The organism is Sunxiuqinia sp., from assembly GCF_055140945.1.
On record NZ_JBSQYS010000013.1, the window covers coordinates 62,516 to 80,847 of the forward strand.

The window sequence follows — 18,332 nt, forward strand, 5'->3', positions numbered from 1 at the left end:
GGTTTATTGAAAAAGACAAGCCTGAAATTGCAGATTTGTCACTTTATCAAGCGCACTTCATACACACCACCAACGCTTGAGCCTTCCTTTGCTTCAAACTTAACTCTCAACTTACCATCGGATTGCCCTGCGATTTCAGCCGGGATGGCATAGTCCTCAGTAAAAAATTCAAAGCCTTTGCTTCCATCAAGATTAACTTCAGTAATCAGCTCACCATTCACTAGAATAGTAAAATGGCTGTTGTTGTCCAGGCCAAAATACATTACGCGAAGCTTCTTTGCTTCCTTCTTTTCGTCTTTTAACTGATAGCTAAACCAGCCCCGGGCATCGCGCCAATGGCGTCCCTGATTTACACCAATTTGGGATTCTTCACTTTCAATAAAGTGGTCGGACTCGGGTTGCTGCTCTCCCGGAAAAACCAAATCGATTGTTTGTGAAGCCAATTGTCGCTCGGCCGCTTCTTCGGCAGCCAGCTCTTGTTGCATTTTCTCATATTTCTCCGCAGTTTCCACTTGCCAATAAACTACATAGCGTGATTCATGAAGGCGGAAAAAAGGAATTAATTTCAGATCGGCATACTTTTTCGGTTCCAGATTATCAATAGTAAAAGTTAAAGCCTCTCCAGCAACAGGATGGATTTCACCAACGACTGCATCCGATTCGCTAATGATCACCGGCATATCTTGCAACGGATATTTCTCGCCGTGAGCGATATGTCCTCCCCGGCTATCATCGGCATATAGACCCTCCATATCGGCAGTATCCGTTTTTGCAGCCAACACAATGGGACCGTGTAAAATTGTGTAGTACGCTTCGCCATCAGGTAATTGTTCAACGTGGGTGTGCATGGGCATTGTTACTTCGACCACATCGCCTTTTTTCCAATTCCTGCTTATCCTTATGTATTCACCCAGCTGCGCAGGAAAATCAATTGCTTTTCCATTTATCGTGACGCTCAATTCTCCTTTTTTCACCCACGAGGGATAACGAATATTCAAGGCAAACACCTGTTGTTCTTTTGGATTGATCGTAAATTGGGTTGTTTCCTGATCGGGAAAATCGGTTTGTTGAACGACCTCCACTTGTTTTTCTTCCCAGCTTAATTTTGAAGGAATAAACAAATTGACATACAAGTCGTCATCGCTGTAAGCATAAATCATTTCACCGTACTTAGTGTGGTTTTCCAAGCCAGATCCCACACAGCACCAGAAACTCGTTTCCGGTTGCGAATACACCCGATAATGTCCGGGGCGCATCGGGGTGAAATAGACAAAGCCTCCATGATCCGGATTTTGAGTCGATAGAATATGGTTATACAAAGCTCGTTCGTAATAATCCATATATTCGCCTTTGGGATCAGACAGGAACAACAGCTTGGTTAGCTTTAGCATGTTGTATGTGTTGCAGGTTTCTGGTCCCTGCTCACTGGTAATCATGGTCGAAAAATCATCAACCGGGTTGAAATGCTCACGGACGCTGTTGCCGCCAATCGAAACCGACCGATTTTTGACTACTGTTTCCCAAAAGAAACGGGCAGCTTCCGCCCATGATTCATTTCCTTCCACATCAGCAATTCGCTTATACCCGATTACTTTAGGAATCTGGGTATTGGCATGCATACCTGTTAGGTGGTCTTCATGCTCCAATAAGGGTTTCAAAACGGATTCGTGAGAAAACTGACGAGCCAGTTCCAGATACTTCTCATCACCTGTAATCACAGCTACATCTGCAAAAACCTCGTTCAATCCACCATGCTCACTTCGCAGCATATCCTGGATTTCTTCTTCGCTTAAATCTGACACCAGCTGAATAGCCCAGTCAGTGAGCTTGATCAACATTTCCTTTGCCACTTCACTCTCGCCATACCAATAGGCATCGCGCAAGCCCGTGTATATTTTATGAATATTATAAAGCGGAACCCACTTCTTATTTAAGCTGAATGAACCGGCATCGATATGCCCATCAGCAATTTCTTCCCACATGGCTCGTCCGCCAGGCACTCCACCCAAATAACCGTCGTCATACTGATCCTGTGCGTGCTTCAGCTCGCTGATCATGTAGTCCATTCGTTCTTTCATTCGCTCATCACCCGCAGCTGCATACATCATTGCTAAAGCCGACAGATAGTGACCTCCAATGTGTCCGTCGAGCCCTGTGTTTTCCCAATTCGCATAGCTTTCTGCTTTGGGGTCTAAGCCTGCCTCGCGTAAGTAGGGGGCTAGCAATCGATCAACATCCATTTCCAACATATACTGCATATCAGTGTACATGGCTCGCTTAAAAGGGCTGTCCAATAACTGAACATCAGACAAATGAAAGGTCTGAAGTTGAGTATTTTGCGCAAACAGCGCCAATGGAAAAAAACAAATTAACAATAATAGTGATCTCATATTCATGATGTACTTCTCAGTTTAGTTTAATCTCATATTGACACCGATCCTGTCCGCGATGGATGGAAGAAATAACCTTTGCCTGAACCTGCTTGCCTGCCACGTCTGAAAACATCAACTCGGCAAACCCTTCGGAACAATAACACAAAATTGACGATTTTATTCCTTTTTCTTTATTCACCATCGGACAAACACAGTAATTTTTGTTTTCGTCTGCAATTAGCACGCCTTCTTCTTTGCTGTAGCTTATCTTCCATCCCCATTTCTCTTCGATAAAATGGATGAATTTTTCCAAATCTCCAACATACGGTTTCAAAAATTCGTTCATTTTTAGATGCTCATAATGAGCACGAGCACAGTTTTTCAGCAAATCACGCGACAAGCTCTCGTCCGTGTGTTCGTCCACGCTTGCCATCAGGATGGAAATCCATTCCTGCATCATCTTTTGCCGGCTATTATCTTCGTCCTTTGGCTCAGCTGCAAATCCATCTCCCCCGGCAAAGGCTGAAAAACCGCAGAAACATCCTCCTGCAGTACAGGTTTGTTTAAGAAAGTTTCTGCGGTTTGTATCCATACCAATCTGTATTATAGTTTTTCGGAAACTGCTTTACCTGTGTAAGACACCGTTTTCACAGGTGTGCTTTCTGTCAAACCAGTTCCTGAAGTTTCATTCACCAAAACCAAACGGAACTGGCGTTCATGCAACATACCGGGGAATTCACCCTGGTGGTCTGAAATAGTTAATGTTTGCGCTACATCATTCCATTTAAATGTAATGGTTGAATACACGCCATCTTCATAATTGTAGTTATCACCTTCATCTTCATAAAGCGTAAATTCACCATCAGCTCCAGTGAAAATCCGAATCTCCATATCGTCAGCTTTCTCTTCTGATGCATATTGCACCTCAGGCCCCCAAGGCACAATCGACCCAGCTTTCACATATAAAGGCAGAATATCGATCGGTGTTTTCTTTTCAATCGTTTGACCGCCATTAAAGCTCTTTCCTGTCCAAAAGTCAAACCATTGTGTGCCTGCAGGTAAATATACCAGAGTTGACTTTACTTTGCTGAAATTTTCAACTGGATCAACGTATTTGGTTTCATCTTTTTTTGTCTTAACATACATGGGCTCAGTAACCGGACAAACCAAAAATGATTTTCCAAACATGTATTCATTGTTAATATCCAGGGCTTTTTTATCTTCCGCAAAATCCATTACTAAAGCACGCATCATAGTGGAACTTTTTGAAGTCACCTCCCACGAAGTGGAATATATATAGGGAAGCAAGCGATAACGGAGATTGATAAACTTTTCTATGGCATTGTATGTCCATTCCCCTTTATCCCCAAACTGGTATATCTCTCGCGGTGTGTCTGTACCATGAGATCGCATCATTGGACAAAAAGTTCCAAACTGCAACCACCGAACGTATATTTCGTGAAATGCTTTATTGTCTACTCCACCAGGGAAACGCCAAACAAAGAATCCGCCAATATCACTGTTCCAATAAGGAATTCCACAAAGTGAAAAGTTCAGCCCAGCCGAAATTTGTTTACGCAATACATCCCAGTCGGTAACAACATCACCCGACCAGGAATTGGCTCCATAGCGTTGTTGACCAGCAAAAGCAGAACGAGTAAGAATAAATACTCTTTTTTTATCAGTTGTAGCGCGCTGATGCGTTGAAACGCCTTTAATGTGCTCAAGTGGAAATGCGTTCAAAACTGAACGATATGGTCCGAGAAATGTTGGTTGCTCAAAATCCTCGTCTTTTACCTCAATATGGTCAGGCTCTGATGAATCCAGCCACCAGGCATCATTATGAATAAAGGAGAAAACACCTTCATTTAGATATTCCCAATAGATATCCCTTGCGGTAGGGTTGTAAACATCGTAGGGCTTGGTTCCCGAGTTTGGTGGCCATGTTAAAAAATTGAGCAGCATATTACGGCTCTTAAACTCAGCATATTGTTTTGTTAACGGACCAAATCCCGGCCAAGCGACAATCATCAGGTGCGCATTCATGTCATGTACTTGATCGACCATTCTTTTAGGATCGGGAAACCTTGTTTCATCAAAAGCCATCCTGTTCCAAACACTATCTTCACCCCAGTAACGCCAATCCTGAATAATACCGTCCAATGGGATACCAAGTTCGCGGTATTTTTCTACGACCCCAACCGTTTCAAACTGCGTTTTGTAGCGCTCACGGCTTTGCCAATAACCATAAGTCCAATAAGGAAACATCGGAACGTCACCTGTCAACTCCCGCATTTGAGCAACAACTCCATCTGCATCACCACCAATCATTACGTAATAGTCAACACATTGCCCGATTTCAGAATCAAAAAACGTTTCATTCTGGCTGTCAGAGAATTTTGTCGGCGAGTAATTGTCCCAAAAAACTCCATATCCTTTATTGGATAGGATAAAAGGAATAACACTCTCCTTATTGTCTTGCTTCAGTAAAACTTCTTGCCCGCGTTGAGACATTTTGCCATGTTGTAATTGCCCCAGTCCATATATGAATTCGTTCGGGTCCAATTGAAAACACTGCTTAACATTAAACACTTCAACGCCTGCATACTTTTTGGGTTCGATCGTGGTCCCGTTTGTCTTTTCAGAAATCAACAAACGATGATCTGCATCAAAAAATTCAATAGCTCCAGTATTTTTTTTTATAGAAATAACCATAGATGAACTAGAGAGCGTAACGGCATTATCATCCTCAGTCACTTGAACCAACACATCTTCTGGTGTCTTGATTACAGAAAGGCTTTCGTAAGGTAAGTCTGCGCCTTTCTTTGATTTTACGACACGAACGATTTGAGGACTGTAAAATTGAACCTTTATATCAACTGAGCCAATTGATTTTTGTATGCCTTGGTCGTTTTTAATAATACTGTTTGCCCGACAATTAATACCGGCAATAAACACGAATATCGAAATTAAAACCAAAAAATTCTTAGTCATTTATCAGTTTTTACAAGTTTAAAAGAGAAGCTCACTAAGAAATGAGCTTCTCTCGTCAAATAATTAAGTATTTATTAGTAACCTGGATTTTGGGATAATTTGCTATTTGTTAGAAGCGCTTGATTTGGAATTGGATAGATTGTTCTGTATTCGCTACTTGGATCGTGAGAGAACCACGACTTCGTAGTAAATACACCAAACCGTATCAAGTCTTGTCTACGGCGTCCTTCCTGACAAAACTCCCATCCTAGTTCATCTAAGAATCTTCCATACTCAATATCAGCACCACCCTCATGGGTCGTTTCATAAGTGTCACGACGACCGTAATCGTAATTACTACCGCCAATCAATTCCTCATCGGTAACAGCGGCTTTTTCAGGATTATCTTTGAATGCTCTTGCGCGTACCTGGGTCACTAGCTCTCCAGCACCTGATTGTCCGGTTCTCATTAATGACTCAGCTTTCATCAAAAGGATATCGGCATATCGCAATAACGGAAAGTCGTTACTTAAACGGTTCGTACTTCCAATAGCATATTCGAATTTCCCCCAACGGTACCCGTCGTACATGGTTGATTCATCAATGCTGGGTACGTTATTTACATAAACAAGAGGTTCGCCGTTATCACTTCGGGGAAGTATGTCACCTGAAGCAGTATATTGTTGTCCTTGAACATAATTTTCCTTCAAGCGAATGTCATCAGGATCAAAACTTTCAATAAACTGAGGAATAGCACAGATACCTCCCCAAGGCACATTGGTAAAACTGTACGTTTTTTGGCTTTCAGGAGCTAAGGTATTTAAATGGAAATCGAACGCATTCCAGTCAGTTACATAAATTTCATCTTCCGGGATTCCATAGATGATTTCTAATGAGTTCTGATTCTCCGTAATGAAAACATCTTTTTGGTTGCTTTCCAGTGCATAACTACCTGTACTTTCAGCAAATGCGATTACTTTATTACAAGCAATAATACAATCATCCCAATGTGCAGTGCCAATCCAAACTTCAGCATTTAGATATATCTTTGCAAGAAGTGTATAGGCAGCCCATTTATTAAAACGCCCATAATAATAACCACGAGCTTCTTCTGACAGGTTATCAATATTGTCAGTAATTTCGCTTATAATAAAGTTGAAAACTTCAGTTCTGGAAGATTGTTCAGGCAAATCAACATCCTTGTAATCGGTCACAATTGGGATATTCCCATAGAAATCAACCAAAATATAGTAATAAGAAGCCCGTAGAACTTTCAGTTCGGAGATCAACTTATCCTTTGCTTCCCCTTCAACGCCAATCGTACCATCCTCAATTTGTGAAAGCAAACGATTACAAGTAGTAACTCCATTGTAAGTACGCGACCACGGTTCCCACACAGAGTTATCTTCTACTGTCCAGGTGTGCTGGTGCCATCTTTTATAAATTCCGCCATCAACCCATCCATTCGGACGAGCAGGGGTAACTTCTTGATCAGCACAGTTCTGCTGCCCACGAAGAACACCATTCCAGAGTAATAAAGTTTCTCTCCACGGCACATATGCGGCATTAACGAGATAACTAATATCTGCATCCGACTCTGGACTGTATTGGGAACCAACTACATTTCCATAACTATCATCTAATAATTCGGTACATGAGGTTGATACTCCAAGAAGAAGGATAACCGCACACAACAGTTTTATATATATATTCTTTTTCATTTTATTACGGTTTTAAGATTAAAAATTAACATTTACACCGAATGTATATGACCTAACACGAGGATACTGAATTCTTTTGTCAAAACCTGGATCGAGTCCGGATGTACTCACCTCAGGATCTACTCCTTTATATCCAGTGAAGGTTGCAGCATTTAATACAGATCCATAAAACCTGATTGATCGTATGTATTTACCTATATTTCTGAGTGTATACCCGAGTGTAATATTGTCAATTTTCCAATAATCGCCATCCTCAACATAATAACTATTGAATTCTGGGTCAATCGTATTATTTAATTTGACTTTACCAAAGGCTAAATCATTTACTGATTCTAATCGGTTCTCTTTACGACTGTTTTTGGGATTTTCAAAATACATTCGTGCTTCATTAATAATCTGGTAATCAAAAGCCCCACGCATTGTAATGCTTAAATCAAAATCCTTATATCTTAAGTTGTTGTTCCAGCCGGCATACATTGTTGGAAGACCGTTTCCTATTACTTGCTTGTCCTCTATATCATGAGAAAACTCGTCGTAAGGAACCAATTCACCATCTGGTTTTTCGTAAATCCATTTCCCCTCATCGTCCACATCAACCACTTTATATCCCCAAAAATTACCTATGCGTTCTCCAACCTGCACTCTGTGAGAGCTGGTTTTAACAGGTTCCTGTATCCAACCGGTATCAAAAAAGTCATAATCAGTTTTAAAAACTTTTCCGTTAATCCTCTTTAGCTTATTGTCATTTTTTGAAAAAGTAACACTCGTACTCCATTCGAAATCGGTGGTTTGAACAGGTATAGCCGAAAGCAGTACTTCAATACCTTTATTTTCCATAACACCTCCGTTGGCTTTAATTGTGCCGTAATCATATGGTGGAACAGAAACTGTAAAATCATAAAGCAATCCATCTACCTTTCGGCTATATAAATCAATAGAACCGGAAAGGCGTCCATTTAAGGAAGCAAAATCGAGACCGATATTGGTTTCCTTCTTCTCTTCCCATTTTAGGTCAGGATTAGCATTGGATGCAGGAACAATTGTTTGAAGCCATTCTCCATTCACGTAGGCATACTTATCATACTTCAACATTCCAACTCCAAGAAACGCATCACTGGGTTGTGAACCGGTTACTCCATAACCTGCGCGTAATTTCAAATTATCAAAAATTCGTTGATTTTTCATGAAGGCCTCCTCTGTTATTCGCCATCCTAAAGAAGCCGATGGAAAAACCCCCCATTCATTATCCGTACCCCATAATTGACTGGCACCTTCATATCGTAAACTAGCCATAACCAAGTACTTGTCCTTAAATGCATAAGTACCACGCCCGAAGAAACCAATAAGATTGGAAGTATATTTTGAAGAACCCGCACCAGCTTTCCCTTCTTTCATGGCGGAACCAATGCCTATATTATGCCATCCTCCAAAATAGTCGTCCTGAAATCCGTAATTGTTAAACCACATTTCTTCAGAGTCAAACTCGTTGTAGCTATAACCCCCCAGGAGACTAAACCTATGCGCATCAAGATCTTTTTTATACAATGCTGTAATCTCTGCAACTTTTTCGATTGATGTTCTCGATCCAACAGAAGACCAACCATTTAAACCATCGCGTAAGGCAGATACGTGATTCAAAGATTCTGAGTAGCCATAAGCACGATGAAAACGTAAGTGCGACAAAACAGCACTTATAGTTAAATCAGCGATAGGTTTAAAAATGATATTCGAATTAAAACGAACCTCCGTATTTTTTACATCTCCATCACTTTCTTTAATTCGTGCAACCGGATTTTCATATTCAAACTTACTAAAGTTTTCATGCCATGTTCCGTCATCATTCGTTACAGGGTCAGTCGGTTTTCTTGAAACCGCCATACGGTAGGTGTATCCGTTGAAACTACTATTGTTTTGAGTTGAAGGATGCTCGTTAACCATACCAATAACTCCCATTCTCAGTTCTAGTTTATCATCAAACATAAAATGGTCAACCTGAAAACGTCCTTTAAAAGTTTCGTTGGCCGATTTCAACATGATTCCTTCAGAAGAATTGTAATTGGCATTGGCAATATAATTTGTATTAGCTGTACCTCCCTGAAATGTTACATTGTGTACATGAGAAAAAGGTGTACGTGTAATTTCATCTAACCAATCGGTGTCCGAACCATTATCCAATTCATCAGGGTACAGTGCCCGAAACTCGTCGGCACTCAACATTTCCGGTCTTTTGGCAATTTGCGATGTACTGACATAACCACTATATTCTACTCTATTAATATTCCCACCACCTTTCTTAAACTGTTTGGTAGTAATTAGAATAACTCCATTGGTACCGCGGGTACCATATATTGCAGCTGCAGATCCATCTTTTAACACCTCTACACTTTCTACATCTTCGGGCGGGACAGTAGTAAGACTTCCGGGAACTCCATCGATTAGTACTAGTGGGTTTGAATTTGCTCCACCAAAGGTGTTTGTTCCACGTATTTTCAACTGGGTTGTTGAGGTCGGATCACCACTTGGGTTTGTTATTACCAAACCCGCTACTTTTCCGGCAACCAACTGACCAACATCCTTGATTGCTCCCTTATTGAAGTTTTCAGGTTTAACACTTGCTACCGAACTTGTAACATCTCCAGCTTTAATTGTTCCATATCCAATAGCAACAACCTCTTCCAAACCAATAGTACTAGTTGATAGAATGACATCAATTGTTGAGCTGGTAACTGGCATTTCTTGTGACTGCATCCCCACAAATGAGAAAACAAGAACAGCATTTTCCGGGAGATTACCCAATTCATAATTTCCGTCCATGTCTGTGATGGTTCCAGTTGCTGTGCCTTTAATGACAACCGTTACCCCTGGCAGCGGCATACCGGAAGCATCAGTCACTTTCCCTGAAACGTTGGAAGGTTGTTGCATGAATTGGGACATCGAATCACCTCGACCTGCAAGAATGATTTGTCTGTTATTAATAGTGTAGGCTACATCACAGCCTTTAAACAACAGGTCGAGTACCTCTTCGATGGATTTGTTCTCCACATCTAAGGAAACCTTTTTGTCTAGCGAAACGGTCTTGTTGTTGTAGAAAAAGAAATAATTCGTTTCATCTTCTAACCGATCAAGCACCTCTGAAATCGTTGCGTTTTCAATCTTAAGTTCCACTTTCTGGGTTTGTGCAAAATTACTTTTAGCAAGTGTCTGCAGTGATAGTAGCGCAATTAAAAATACTGTCAATCTCATAATTCTAAAGATTTTTCCAGCTCCGGGATATAAATACCCGCAACTTGGTAAGAACCACGTTTTTTTCATAAATTTGATTTTTCAACGGATTAATTATTCTATTTGATTAATTCAAAAAAGGGCAGTGGTACGAACACTGTCCTTTTCGTTAGTTTTCAGACCATATTGTTACTTTTCTATCTTCAATTTTTGTTTTTACTGATGTAGATATCTCAATCATTTTCAAAACCTCTTCAATCGTTTCGTTTTGTATTGTAGCCGTGTATCTTATGCCGGAATTTAACAAGTCCGTTGACACACTGATCTTACAATTAAACCATCGTTCGAGTTTTACCACAGTTTCTTCAAGTGGCGCCTCTTTAAAAATTAGCTTGCCATCTTTCCATGAAGTCGTTAAGTAAGTCTCCACTTCTTCAACAAGCATTTTCCGTGATCTCCGGTCCAGCGTCATTCTTTGGCCGGGTTTCAGTTTGGCTATTTCTTCGCCGTTGGCATTTAGCAGAGAAATGCTTCCTTCTTCCAGGGTAGAACTCATCGTTCTTTCGTCGGCATAATTCGACACATCGAAGGAAGTACCCAAAACCCGGATATTCAGTTCTGATGTTCTTACAATAAAAGGTTGATCAGCATGATGGGCTACTTCAAAATATCCTTGACCACTAAGTATTACCTCTCGGGTGTTTTGCGTTGTGAAATTTACCGGGTACTTAATAGAACTGCCTGAATTTAGCCAGACTTGTGTTTGATCGGGAAGTGTAAAGTTTACCCGTGATCCAGGCATTGCGAATACCTCCTGCATGACTAATTCTCCTGTATGATCGTGCTGATGCAAACGGTAGTATAAAAAAGCAGATCCAATTAATAGCGGAATAAATAATATTGCAGCGATGCGACTAAGATAAGAAGTCCATTTAGGTTTCCTGAAGTCTTTCCCCAGATGACTCTCTTGTTTAGTTTTTACAACTCGCCAGATCTTATCTCTTAACAGATGAAAGTATAAATCGTGTTCCTCAACAGTTCCATTTTGTTGATCCCAGTGCCGTGTCATTAGATGGTCCAGCTCTTTGTCTCTGAAGGTCGACTTGATGTATGCTCTGAGATTTTCCTTCTCCTGAGCCGTAAGCTCACTTGATTTAAGTTTTTCAAGGAGTTGTGTAGGCTCTATTGTATATTTTGATCCCATATGATTTTTTCTTTTCATATAGGTATACACATTCCTCTCTGACAACCCCTATTCAAAAACTCATTTTCTTCATTTTAATGAAAAAGATCGAAAAATATTAGCCCCGAAAATCCCATAGACATCAGGCTCTTTCGGATTTGGGAGATAGATGTAGTCATCTGGTTTTCAACTGTCTTAATAGAGATTCCCAGTTGGTTCGAAATTTCTGCATTTGTCAGAATCTTTTCCCGGCTCAGTAAAAAAATTTTCTTTCGTTGCGGACTCAATTCTTCAATGGCCTTTTTATAGGCACGCTCTAATTCCGCAAAATCGAGCTCGTCGTCAAGTAAAATATCCCGACCTGGATGCAGCTTTGCATAACTTACATAAAGCTGCTCATTTTTTGATTTACGGATGGTGTTCAAAATGGCATTTTTAGCCATCGTGAAAATGAATGAATCAAACGACCGATCGGGTTGTAAATCGCCTCTAACTTTCCAAATTTTGAGAAACACTTCCTGTACGATTTCCTCAGCTTCTTGCTCACTTTTTAGATATGCCAGCGAAAAACGGTGTATCTTCTTTCCGTAAGCATCAAAAATGGTTTTAAACGCCTCGGAAGAACCTCCTTTTAGTTCTTTAAGTGTAGCAGAATTAATATTTGGAGTATGGTCTGTCAACGTTAGGTCAATTTAATTTCAAATATAGGAAAACCGCGAATGCACCCCAAGCCACCACCTTTTTACTTTCATGTGTAAAAAAAACAAATTAATTGGCTTGAAAAAGAAGGGTGTAATGATTTTTGATAAGTGCTACACCCTTCTTGTATCTGATCCTATTCTACCGGATCAATCCCTTTCAAAGTTGGATCGACCTCTAATAGTTCGCCTGTCGGGCTAAACGCTAGTTTGTCGATGCACACTTCGCGATGGAAGCCGCCTGCTCGGCCCATCTCAACACCTTTGGGATAAGTAAATCGATGATAGACCAAATACCACTCATCTTTGCCTGGCACCTGAATCGCAGAGTTATGCCCGGTGGCAAAAATATCCTGATCCTCATCCCGCTGAATCACGATGTTGTTTTCAGGAATGGTTAACTTTCCCAAAGGAGAATCAGAAGTAGCGTAACGCACTTTATAATTCGGACTGCGAGTATCATCTTCCGACCACATGAAATAATAGGTTCCATCCCGATAAATAACATACGTTCCTTCTCGATACGTGTTATCAATATTCATCTGCTTCAAGGTATTTTTGTTGATCGACACCATGTCGTCATTCAACTCAGCCGCTGCCATATAGCCATTTCCCCAATACAGGTAACTTTTACCCGATTCAGGATCGGTGAATACATCGGGATCAATTTCCTGTCCTCGATCCACCCCTAAAGTTTTAAAATCGATCAATGCTGTTCCACTATCAACAAAAGAGCCTGTAGGATCATCAGCAACTGCCACACCTATTTTTTGGGCCGCTGTGAAATAGAAAAAATACTTGTACTCGCCATCTATTTTCTTTTCGATAATACAAGGAGCCCAAGCATTGCGGTTAGCCCAAGTCACATCCTTTTTCAGATTAAGAATCGTGCCTTCGTCCGTCCAGTCGATCAAGTTATCCGATGAAAAGACCTTAAAGTAATATCCGCCCCAATTGTTAAAACCATCGGTTGTTGGATAAATATAGTACTTTCCTGTTTTTTCAGCATATAAAATATCGGGGTCAGCATAGTAGCCTTCCAACACCGGATTGTGGTGTTCAACGGCTTCAACCTGATAAACGACTTCGCCCTGCCCTTCGATTGTAAATTTGTAAGCTACTGGTCCAGTTGAAAAATCCTGAGCTCCTTGAGGAGTATATGAAACTCCTGTCCAGCTCTTAAACTGGGGGTCAAAGCTTGTTAAATCGACACCATTTTTTACCGGTAGTTGAATTGATTTTTCCTCCACATCGAGCACAACATTTTTCTTTTTCACCTCGTTCGACTGCACCTCAACTAAAAAGTCTTCCGGTTCGCCCCATTGATTGATCAAACGCTTTAGTTCCTTTTCGGTAATCGGCATTACCGTACCATGGCGCGGATGAAAATTCATAGAAATTTCTTCGTCAATCACTTTAAAGTGCTTTAAGTCTTTGCTTTTTGTAAACTGGTATCCGCCTTTGGTGTAGAGGTCGTACATCAAGATCCATTCGTCAGAATTATTGAGTTTGAAAATACCACTTCCCTCTACAGGGTCGGTTTCTTCATCAACGCGCTCGCTGCTAATTTGCTCATAACCTTCAGTCAACTGGTTAGAAATAGCAAGTTTGATACCCGGTTTTCCATCTTCCGATTTCATAAACAGATGATATTTCCCATCGTGGAAAATAATATCTCCATCAATACAGGCATTATTGGTCGGGCTATAAAACAATTGTTCGGGAGCAGCTTCCAACTCCGTAAAATCCTCATTGGCATAAGCATAATAGATTTTATCCGGATCATCTCCTTGCTTCATCGAAAAGTAAATCATATACTTTCCGGTCTGCTCATCATAAATGGTTTGTGGAGCCCAAACCCGCCAGACATCTCCAAATTCAACGGGGAACGACTCAGGAATATTCACTTTTGATGATTCCCAATGAATTAAGTCAGTTGACTTCATGAGCACCATCGCATAGTTTTTCCATCCCATTTCAGGGACATATAAATCAGTAGCTACCATGTAGAACGTTTTGCCATCAGCTCCACGCAGGATATGTGGGTCACGAACACCGCCGGAAGTACTAATTTCTTTGGAATCTAAAACCGGTTCATTGTCATTTAGTGCTTTGTAATGATAGCCATCCATACTCACGGCAAACCGGATCGCTTCTTCTCCCGGCCCATTTCCCGTAAAATAAGTAAACAGGTAACCTGAAAATTCGTCATCAGAGGACTTGAATTGACATGACACGAGTGCTGTTAGAGCTGGCAATGCCACCCCCCAAAGAAAAAAAGTTTTGAGTAAATTGAATTTAGTCATCGTAGTAGTAATTAATTTGATTTCATACGTAAAACTGAGAAAGAGTATGCCGGCAACGTGTAAGTAAGCTCTTTGTCAATTTGAATGGTGCTCGCTTCTGGTTTGGCCTTCTCATCATCTACCTCACCCGAAAGAACTGTCAGTTGCGCATCTCCAAAAGCAATCGGAGTTTTTGACAAATCAACTTCTGTATGTACAGAGACTGGCAGAAGGTTAGCTAATTTCAGAATATAATCACCCGATTTGCTGTCGTAAACTAACGACGATCCAACACGCTTTTGCACGTCTTCATTGTTATCAGACAAACTAATCATCGATGGAATATACTCATCTCCTGAGTTTTGTCCGAAAAGCTTTTGGACATAATAATCAGGGGTCAGATAAATGTTGGTATTGTCGAAATAAATTAAGTCCGGATTCCACTGAGTATTCCCTTTTTTGGCCAGCAAGGGAGCATACGACGTCATGCTCACCACATCAGCATTCCGTTCCACATTAATTAAATGAAGCGCATCGCACAAGGCTGTTTCCATGTTCAGTTTTCGACCCGGAATATGGGTCGCATATTCGCCCAAATATACCTTTGGCTCCGAGCGATCATACCGGTCATAGTAATCCTGGTTATTCAAATACCAGCCCGGAGGTTGATAGTAGTGTTCGTCAACCATTGGCACTTCCAGCTTCGAAGCTAGCTCCCAACCCACGCGATAGTCAGTTCCTTCAGAAAAAGGCCCAACGGTGCCAATCACAGTAATCTCAGGATGTTTCTCTTTGATAGCGTCGAAAATCTTTATGAAACGCTCCTGAAAAATGTCTGTGATCAGATCCTCATTTCCGATACCCACATATTTTAGGTTGAAAGGCTCCGGGTGACCCGCTTCCGCGCGAAGCTTACCCCACCTTGTATTTTTATCGCCATTGGACCATTCAATCAAATCGAGGATATCCTGCACGTACTGATCCATGGCGCACATCGGGATTCCTCCTTGCTGCCCATGTCCACCGGTTTGCGAATTTTGGCAAGGAACACCAGCCGCAATCACAGGGAGTGGTTCAGCACCAACATCTTCACAAAACTGAAAATACTCAAAATACCCCAGCCCCATCGATTGATGGTAATTCCAAATATTACGATCGGGTTTGCGCGTCTCCAAAGGACCGACCGTATTTTTCCATCGGTAAATATTATGCAAGCCGTCGCCATGCGCCACACAACCTCCGGGAAATCGAACGAAACGAGGATGCAGATCAGCAATGGTCTGAGCCAAATCAGCCCGCAATCCATTCTTTCTTTCTTTGAAAGTTTTTCGCGGAAAAAGGGATATCATATCCAATGCTATTTTTCCTTTAAATTGGGGAGTTAACGCTAATATTGCCTTGTCAATTGTTTCATTTGCAGTAAGCGTCAAAGTCAACTTTGTCCAGTCCGACTTCACCGCTTCTGATTGACCTTCAGCATAAACATTACCGTCTTCATCCACTAGTCGAACTTCTAATTTGCCTTTTGCTCCCTCCAATGTGCGTGCAAATACGGAGAAATCATATTTGGCACCAGCTTTCAGTGGAATTCCATCAAAGCCTTCATTTTGCAAGGATTCGCTTTTCTCGCCAGTAATTACAACAGCGTAATGTTTTTGATTGGGATGAACCGGAACCAAGGTATCAATAAAGAAATCATCTTCATCCCCTGTAAAGCTCCAGGCCTTCTTACAGTCCCAGGTTCTATCGCGGAATTTGGTATCTGCAGGATTGTATTCAAAACCTCTATTTTGTACTAATTCGGCATACAAACCACCATCGGCTGCATAGTTAATATCTTCAAAAAACACACCAATCAGCAGATCGCTAATTGCCTTGCTTTTCTCCGGCATTACGGTAATTTTAGCATCTAATGGTTTTAAATCAGAATAGCGATCAGCATCATCCGTTAATCGTTCTGAGCGCTGTATCTCATGGTATTTCGTCAGTTTATAAAAACGAGTCAATCCATCAATAACCGACCACGGAACCTTTGCCACAACACCGAATTGTTTTTCTCCATCAATCAGCACTTCTTCTCGTGCACCAACGCGGTCGGTTTCATCTCCTTCAACTGTTTGCGAGTAGCTTTTAAAATCAGTTGTGGTTGTTTTATAGATTTTCTGTTCCTCACGCCAATCACTTAACCAAGTAATTTGATAAACATTTTCCGTCGACAGGAAAGTAACCTCCGGAAGCAAAACATTTCCCGTTTCCAGTACATACGGATAAGATTGCGGCGACCAGGTATATAAATCATCGGTTTGCGCGTTGGCAAATTGTCCCGTCTTTTCATTCAAACTCCAGATCGCATGCCATCTGCCCTCATTGTCGTGAAACAAAAAAGGAGTTAGCATCCGCTTTTGTGATCCCCATGTTCCAAAATCAGAAAATAAAAAACGGAATTCGGGTCCAATCGAATGCCATCTTTCCTGATCAACACTCCAGGCATAATGCAATCCATTTTTGGCATTATTTTTTTGCGTTGCATAAGAAAAGACATAAGCAGAATCTGGCTCATTTGCTTGAGATGAGAATACTGAAAATAAGCCTAAAATAAAGATAGAAAGTAGTAGTTTCATTTTCGTTAGTAGCTAATTAGTGATTAAACGGACCATTAAAAGTCAAAACTACTTTTTTAAATTCAAAATTGCAATACACACCTTTTTTCAGCACCTGCCGGGAAATGATAAAATTAGTGTAAGAGTACACAACTCTTCCGGATAGTGCTGATGGAAAGGAGTAATCCGATTTGGAAAGTTAAACTTGATGTCGATGAATGCCTCTTTACTTCCAAGCATGCTAGATCGGCATCGTGTCCTGTTGGTATTTGTTACTCAGCTTTGATTGGGCTACATGCCAAAATTTGCAAATTCCGGAACCTGTTAAAATCAATATTCGATATTTGAAAAAGAAAAAAACGATAGAGAATGCGAAAATGTGGAGATCTATTTGAGATTTTAGTGGCGGAGAATCCAATTTTATCCCTTGTCAGGGATAAATAAAAAAACCGCTAAAAAAGCGTTTTTTTTTCGTGAACCTGAAGGGACAAAATTCGAATCATTTAATACGTTTGTGAGTTTACAATTCCCGTATCCAGATATTCCGGAAACTCACCGGATTGCCATGATCCTGTAAAATAATTGGGCCATCGCCATGTGGTTTGACCGTGTATTCAGGAATTCCGATGTATTCTGTTGGTCCACGCACTTCAACATGGTTTTGCACCAACACCCCGTTTTGAATCACTGTAACACGAGGATGGGTAAAATAAGTTCCGTCGTCGTTAAAGCGAGGCGCCGTATAGATGATGTCGTATGTTTGCCAAACTCCGGGAGCTTTGCAGGCATTCACCAGGGGAGCATGTTGCTTATAAACACTGCCGGCTTGTCCGTTACGATAGGTTCGGTTGTTAAAATTATCCAACACCTGCACTTCGTAAATGCCCTGTAAAAAAATTCCGCTGTTGCCCCGCCCCTGGCTTTCGCCTATAACTTCGGCAGGGGAACGCCATTCTACATGCAATTGAAAATCTTTAAACTGTCGTTTGGTTTCTATTGTTCCCGAACCTTTTTTTACAGTGGCCACCCCCTGATCAAACTCCCACGCAGGTTCTGCACCTTCAGCATTGGTCCACTCGTAACCAAAAGGTTGGTTGGCACTCAACAAAACAATAGCATCCGATGGGGCACCCATCGGTGTTTCGCCCGGTGTAACAACCATCACTTCGGGATCCCAAATTTCAGTCATTTCAGGAACCATGGTTGGCCGGTCTTTCTGAGCAAACACACTTGTACTTGCCAGCACAGCAAGTACGATTACAAAATTTCGCATAATTT

Annotated in this window: 10 protein-coding genes; all 10 read right to left on the reverse strand. The window is 41.1% G+C overall.

Annotated features, from left to right (window positions below; translation table 11 throughout):
• Positions 1–38: 38 nt before the first annotated feature.
• The 10 genes from ACTB00_RS08255 to ACTB00_RS08300 all read right to left on the reverse strand — a co-directional run bounded on the left by ACTB00_RS08255 (position 39) and on the right by ACTB00_RS08300 (position 18,327).
• Positions 39–2,390, reverse strand: a complete 2,352-nt coding sequence (locus ACTB00_RS08255) for a beta-L-arabinofuranosidase domain-containing protein (protein WP_463299437.1) — start codon at positions 2,388–2,390, stop codon at positions 39–41.
• 16 nt (positions 2,391–2,406) lie between these two features.
• Positions 2,407–2,964, reverse strand: a complete 558-nt coding sequence (locus ACTB00_RS08260; protein ID WP_463299438.1) for a DUF6144 family protein — start codon at positions 2,962–2,964, stop codon at positions 2,407–2,409.
• A gap of 11 nt (positions 2,965–2,975) precedes the next feature.
• Entirely contained in the window at positions 2,976–5,366 is a 2,391-nt protein-coding gene (locus ACTB00_RS08265; protein WP_463299439.1) for a glycoside hydrolase family 31 protein, read from the reverse strand.
• Positions 5,367–5,440: 74 nt separating this feature from the next.
• Entirely contained in the window at positions 5,441–7,066 is a 1,626-nt protein-coding gene (locus tag ACTB00_RS08270) for a RagB/SusD family nutrient uptake outer membrane protein (RefSeq protein ID WP_463299440.1), read from the reverse strand.
• A gap of 18 nt (positions 7,067–7,084) precedes the next feature.
• Positions 7,085–10,309, reverse strand: a complete 3,225-nt coding sequence (locus ACTB00_RS08275; protein WP_463299441.1) for a SusC/RagA family TonB-linked outer membrane protein — start codon at positions 10,307–10,309, stop codon at positions 7,085–7,087.
• A gap of 148 nt (positions 10,310–10,457) precedes the next feature.
• A complete protein-coding gene (locus tag ACTB00_RS08280) occupies positions 10,458–11,492 on the reverse strand; it encodes a FecR family protein (RefSeq protein WP_463299442.1) in 1,035 nt (344 codons plus the stop codon).
• A gap of 74 nt (positions 11,493–11,566) precedes the next feature.
• The gene (locus tag ACTB00_RS08285) at positions 11,567–12,151 is read right to left on the reverse strand and encodes an RNA polymerase sigma-70 factor (protein ID WP_463299443.1); all 585 of its coding nucleotides are present in this window, start codon (positions 12,149–12,151) and stop codon (positions 11,567–11,569) included.
• A gap of 155 nt (positions 12,152–12,306) precedes the next feature.
• Entirely contained in the window at positions 12,307–14,475 is a 2,169-nt protein-coding gene (locus ACTB00_RS08290; protein WP_463299444.1) for a family 43 glycosylhydrolase, read from the reverse strand.
• 11 nt (positions 14,476–14,486) lie between these two features.
• Positions 14,487–17,075 (reverse strand): alpha-L-arabinofuranosidase C-terminal domain-containing protein, encoded by a 2,589-nt coding sequence (locus ACTB00_RS08295; protein WP_463299445.1) that lies wholly within the window; start codon positions 17,073–17,075, stop codon positions 14,487–14,489.
• Between the two features lie 499 nt (positions 17,076–17,574).
• The gene (locus ACTB00_RS08300; protein WP_463299446.1) at positions 17,575–18,327 is read right to left on the reverse strand and encodes a 3-keto-disaccharide hydrolase; all 753 of its coding nucleotides are present in this window, start codon (positions 18,325–18,327) and stop codon (positions 17,575–17,577) included.
• Positions 18,328–18,332: the final 5 nt, after the last annotated feature.

Coding starts and splice junctions, on each gene's coding strand:
- ACTB00_RS08255 (WP_463299437.1), bottom strand. CDS start 2,390: ATGAGATCACTATTATTGTTAATTTGTTTTTTTCCATTGGCGCTGTTT.
- ACTB00_RS08265 (WP_463299439.1), bottom strand. CDS start 5,366: ATGACTAAGAATTTTTTGGTTTTAATTTCGATATTCGTGTTTATTGCC.
- ACTB00_RS08270 (WP_463299440.1), bottom strand. CDS start 7,066: ATGAAAAAGAATATATATATAAAACTGTTGTGTGCGGTTATCCTTCTT.
- ACTB00_RS08290 (WP_463299444.1), bottom strand. CDS start 14,475: ATGACTAAATTCAATTTACTCAAAACTTTTTTTCTTTGGGGGGTGGCA.
- ACTB00_RS08295 (WP_463299445.1), bottom strand. CDS start 17,075: ATGAAACTACTACTTTCTATCTTTATTTTAGGCTTATTTTCAGTATTC.
- ACTB00_RS08260 (WP_463299438.1), bottom strand. CDS start 2,964: ATGGATACAAACCGCAGAAACTTTCTTAAACAAACCTGTACTGCAGGA.
- ACTB00_RS08275 (WP_463299441.1), bottom strand. CDS start 10,309: ATGAGATTGACAGTATTTTTAATTGCGCTACTATCACTGCAGACACTT.
- ACTB00_RS08300 (WP_463299446.1), bottom strand. CDS start 18,327: ATGCGAAATTTTGTAATCGTACTTGCTGTGCTGGCAAGTACAAGTGTG.
- ACTB00_RS08280 (WP_463299442.1), bottom strand. CDS start 11,492: ATGGGATCAAAATATACAATAGAGCCTACACAACTCCTTGAAAAACTT.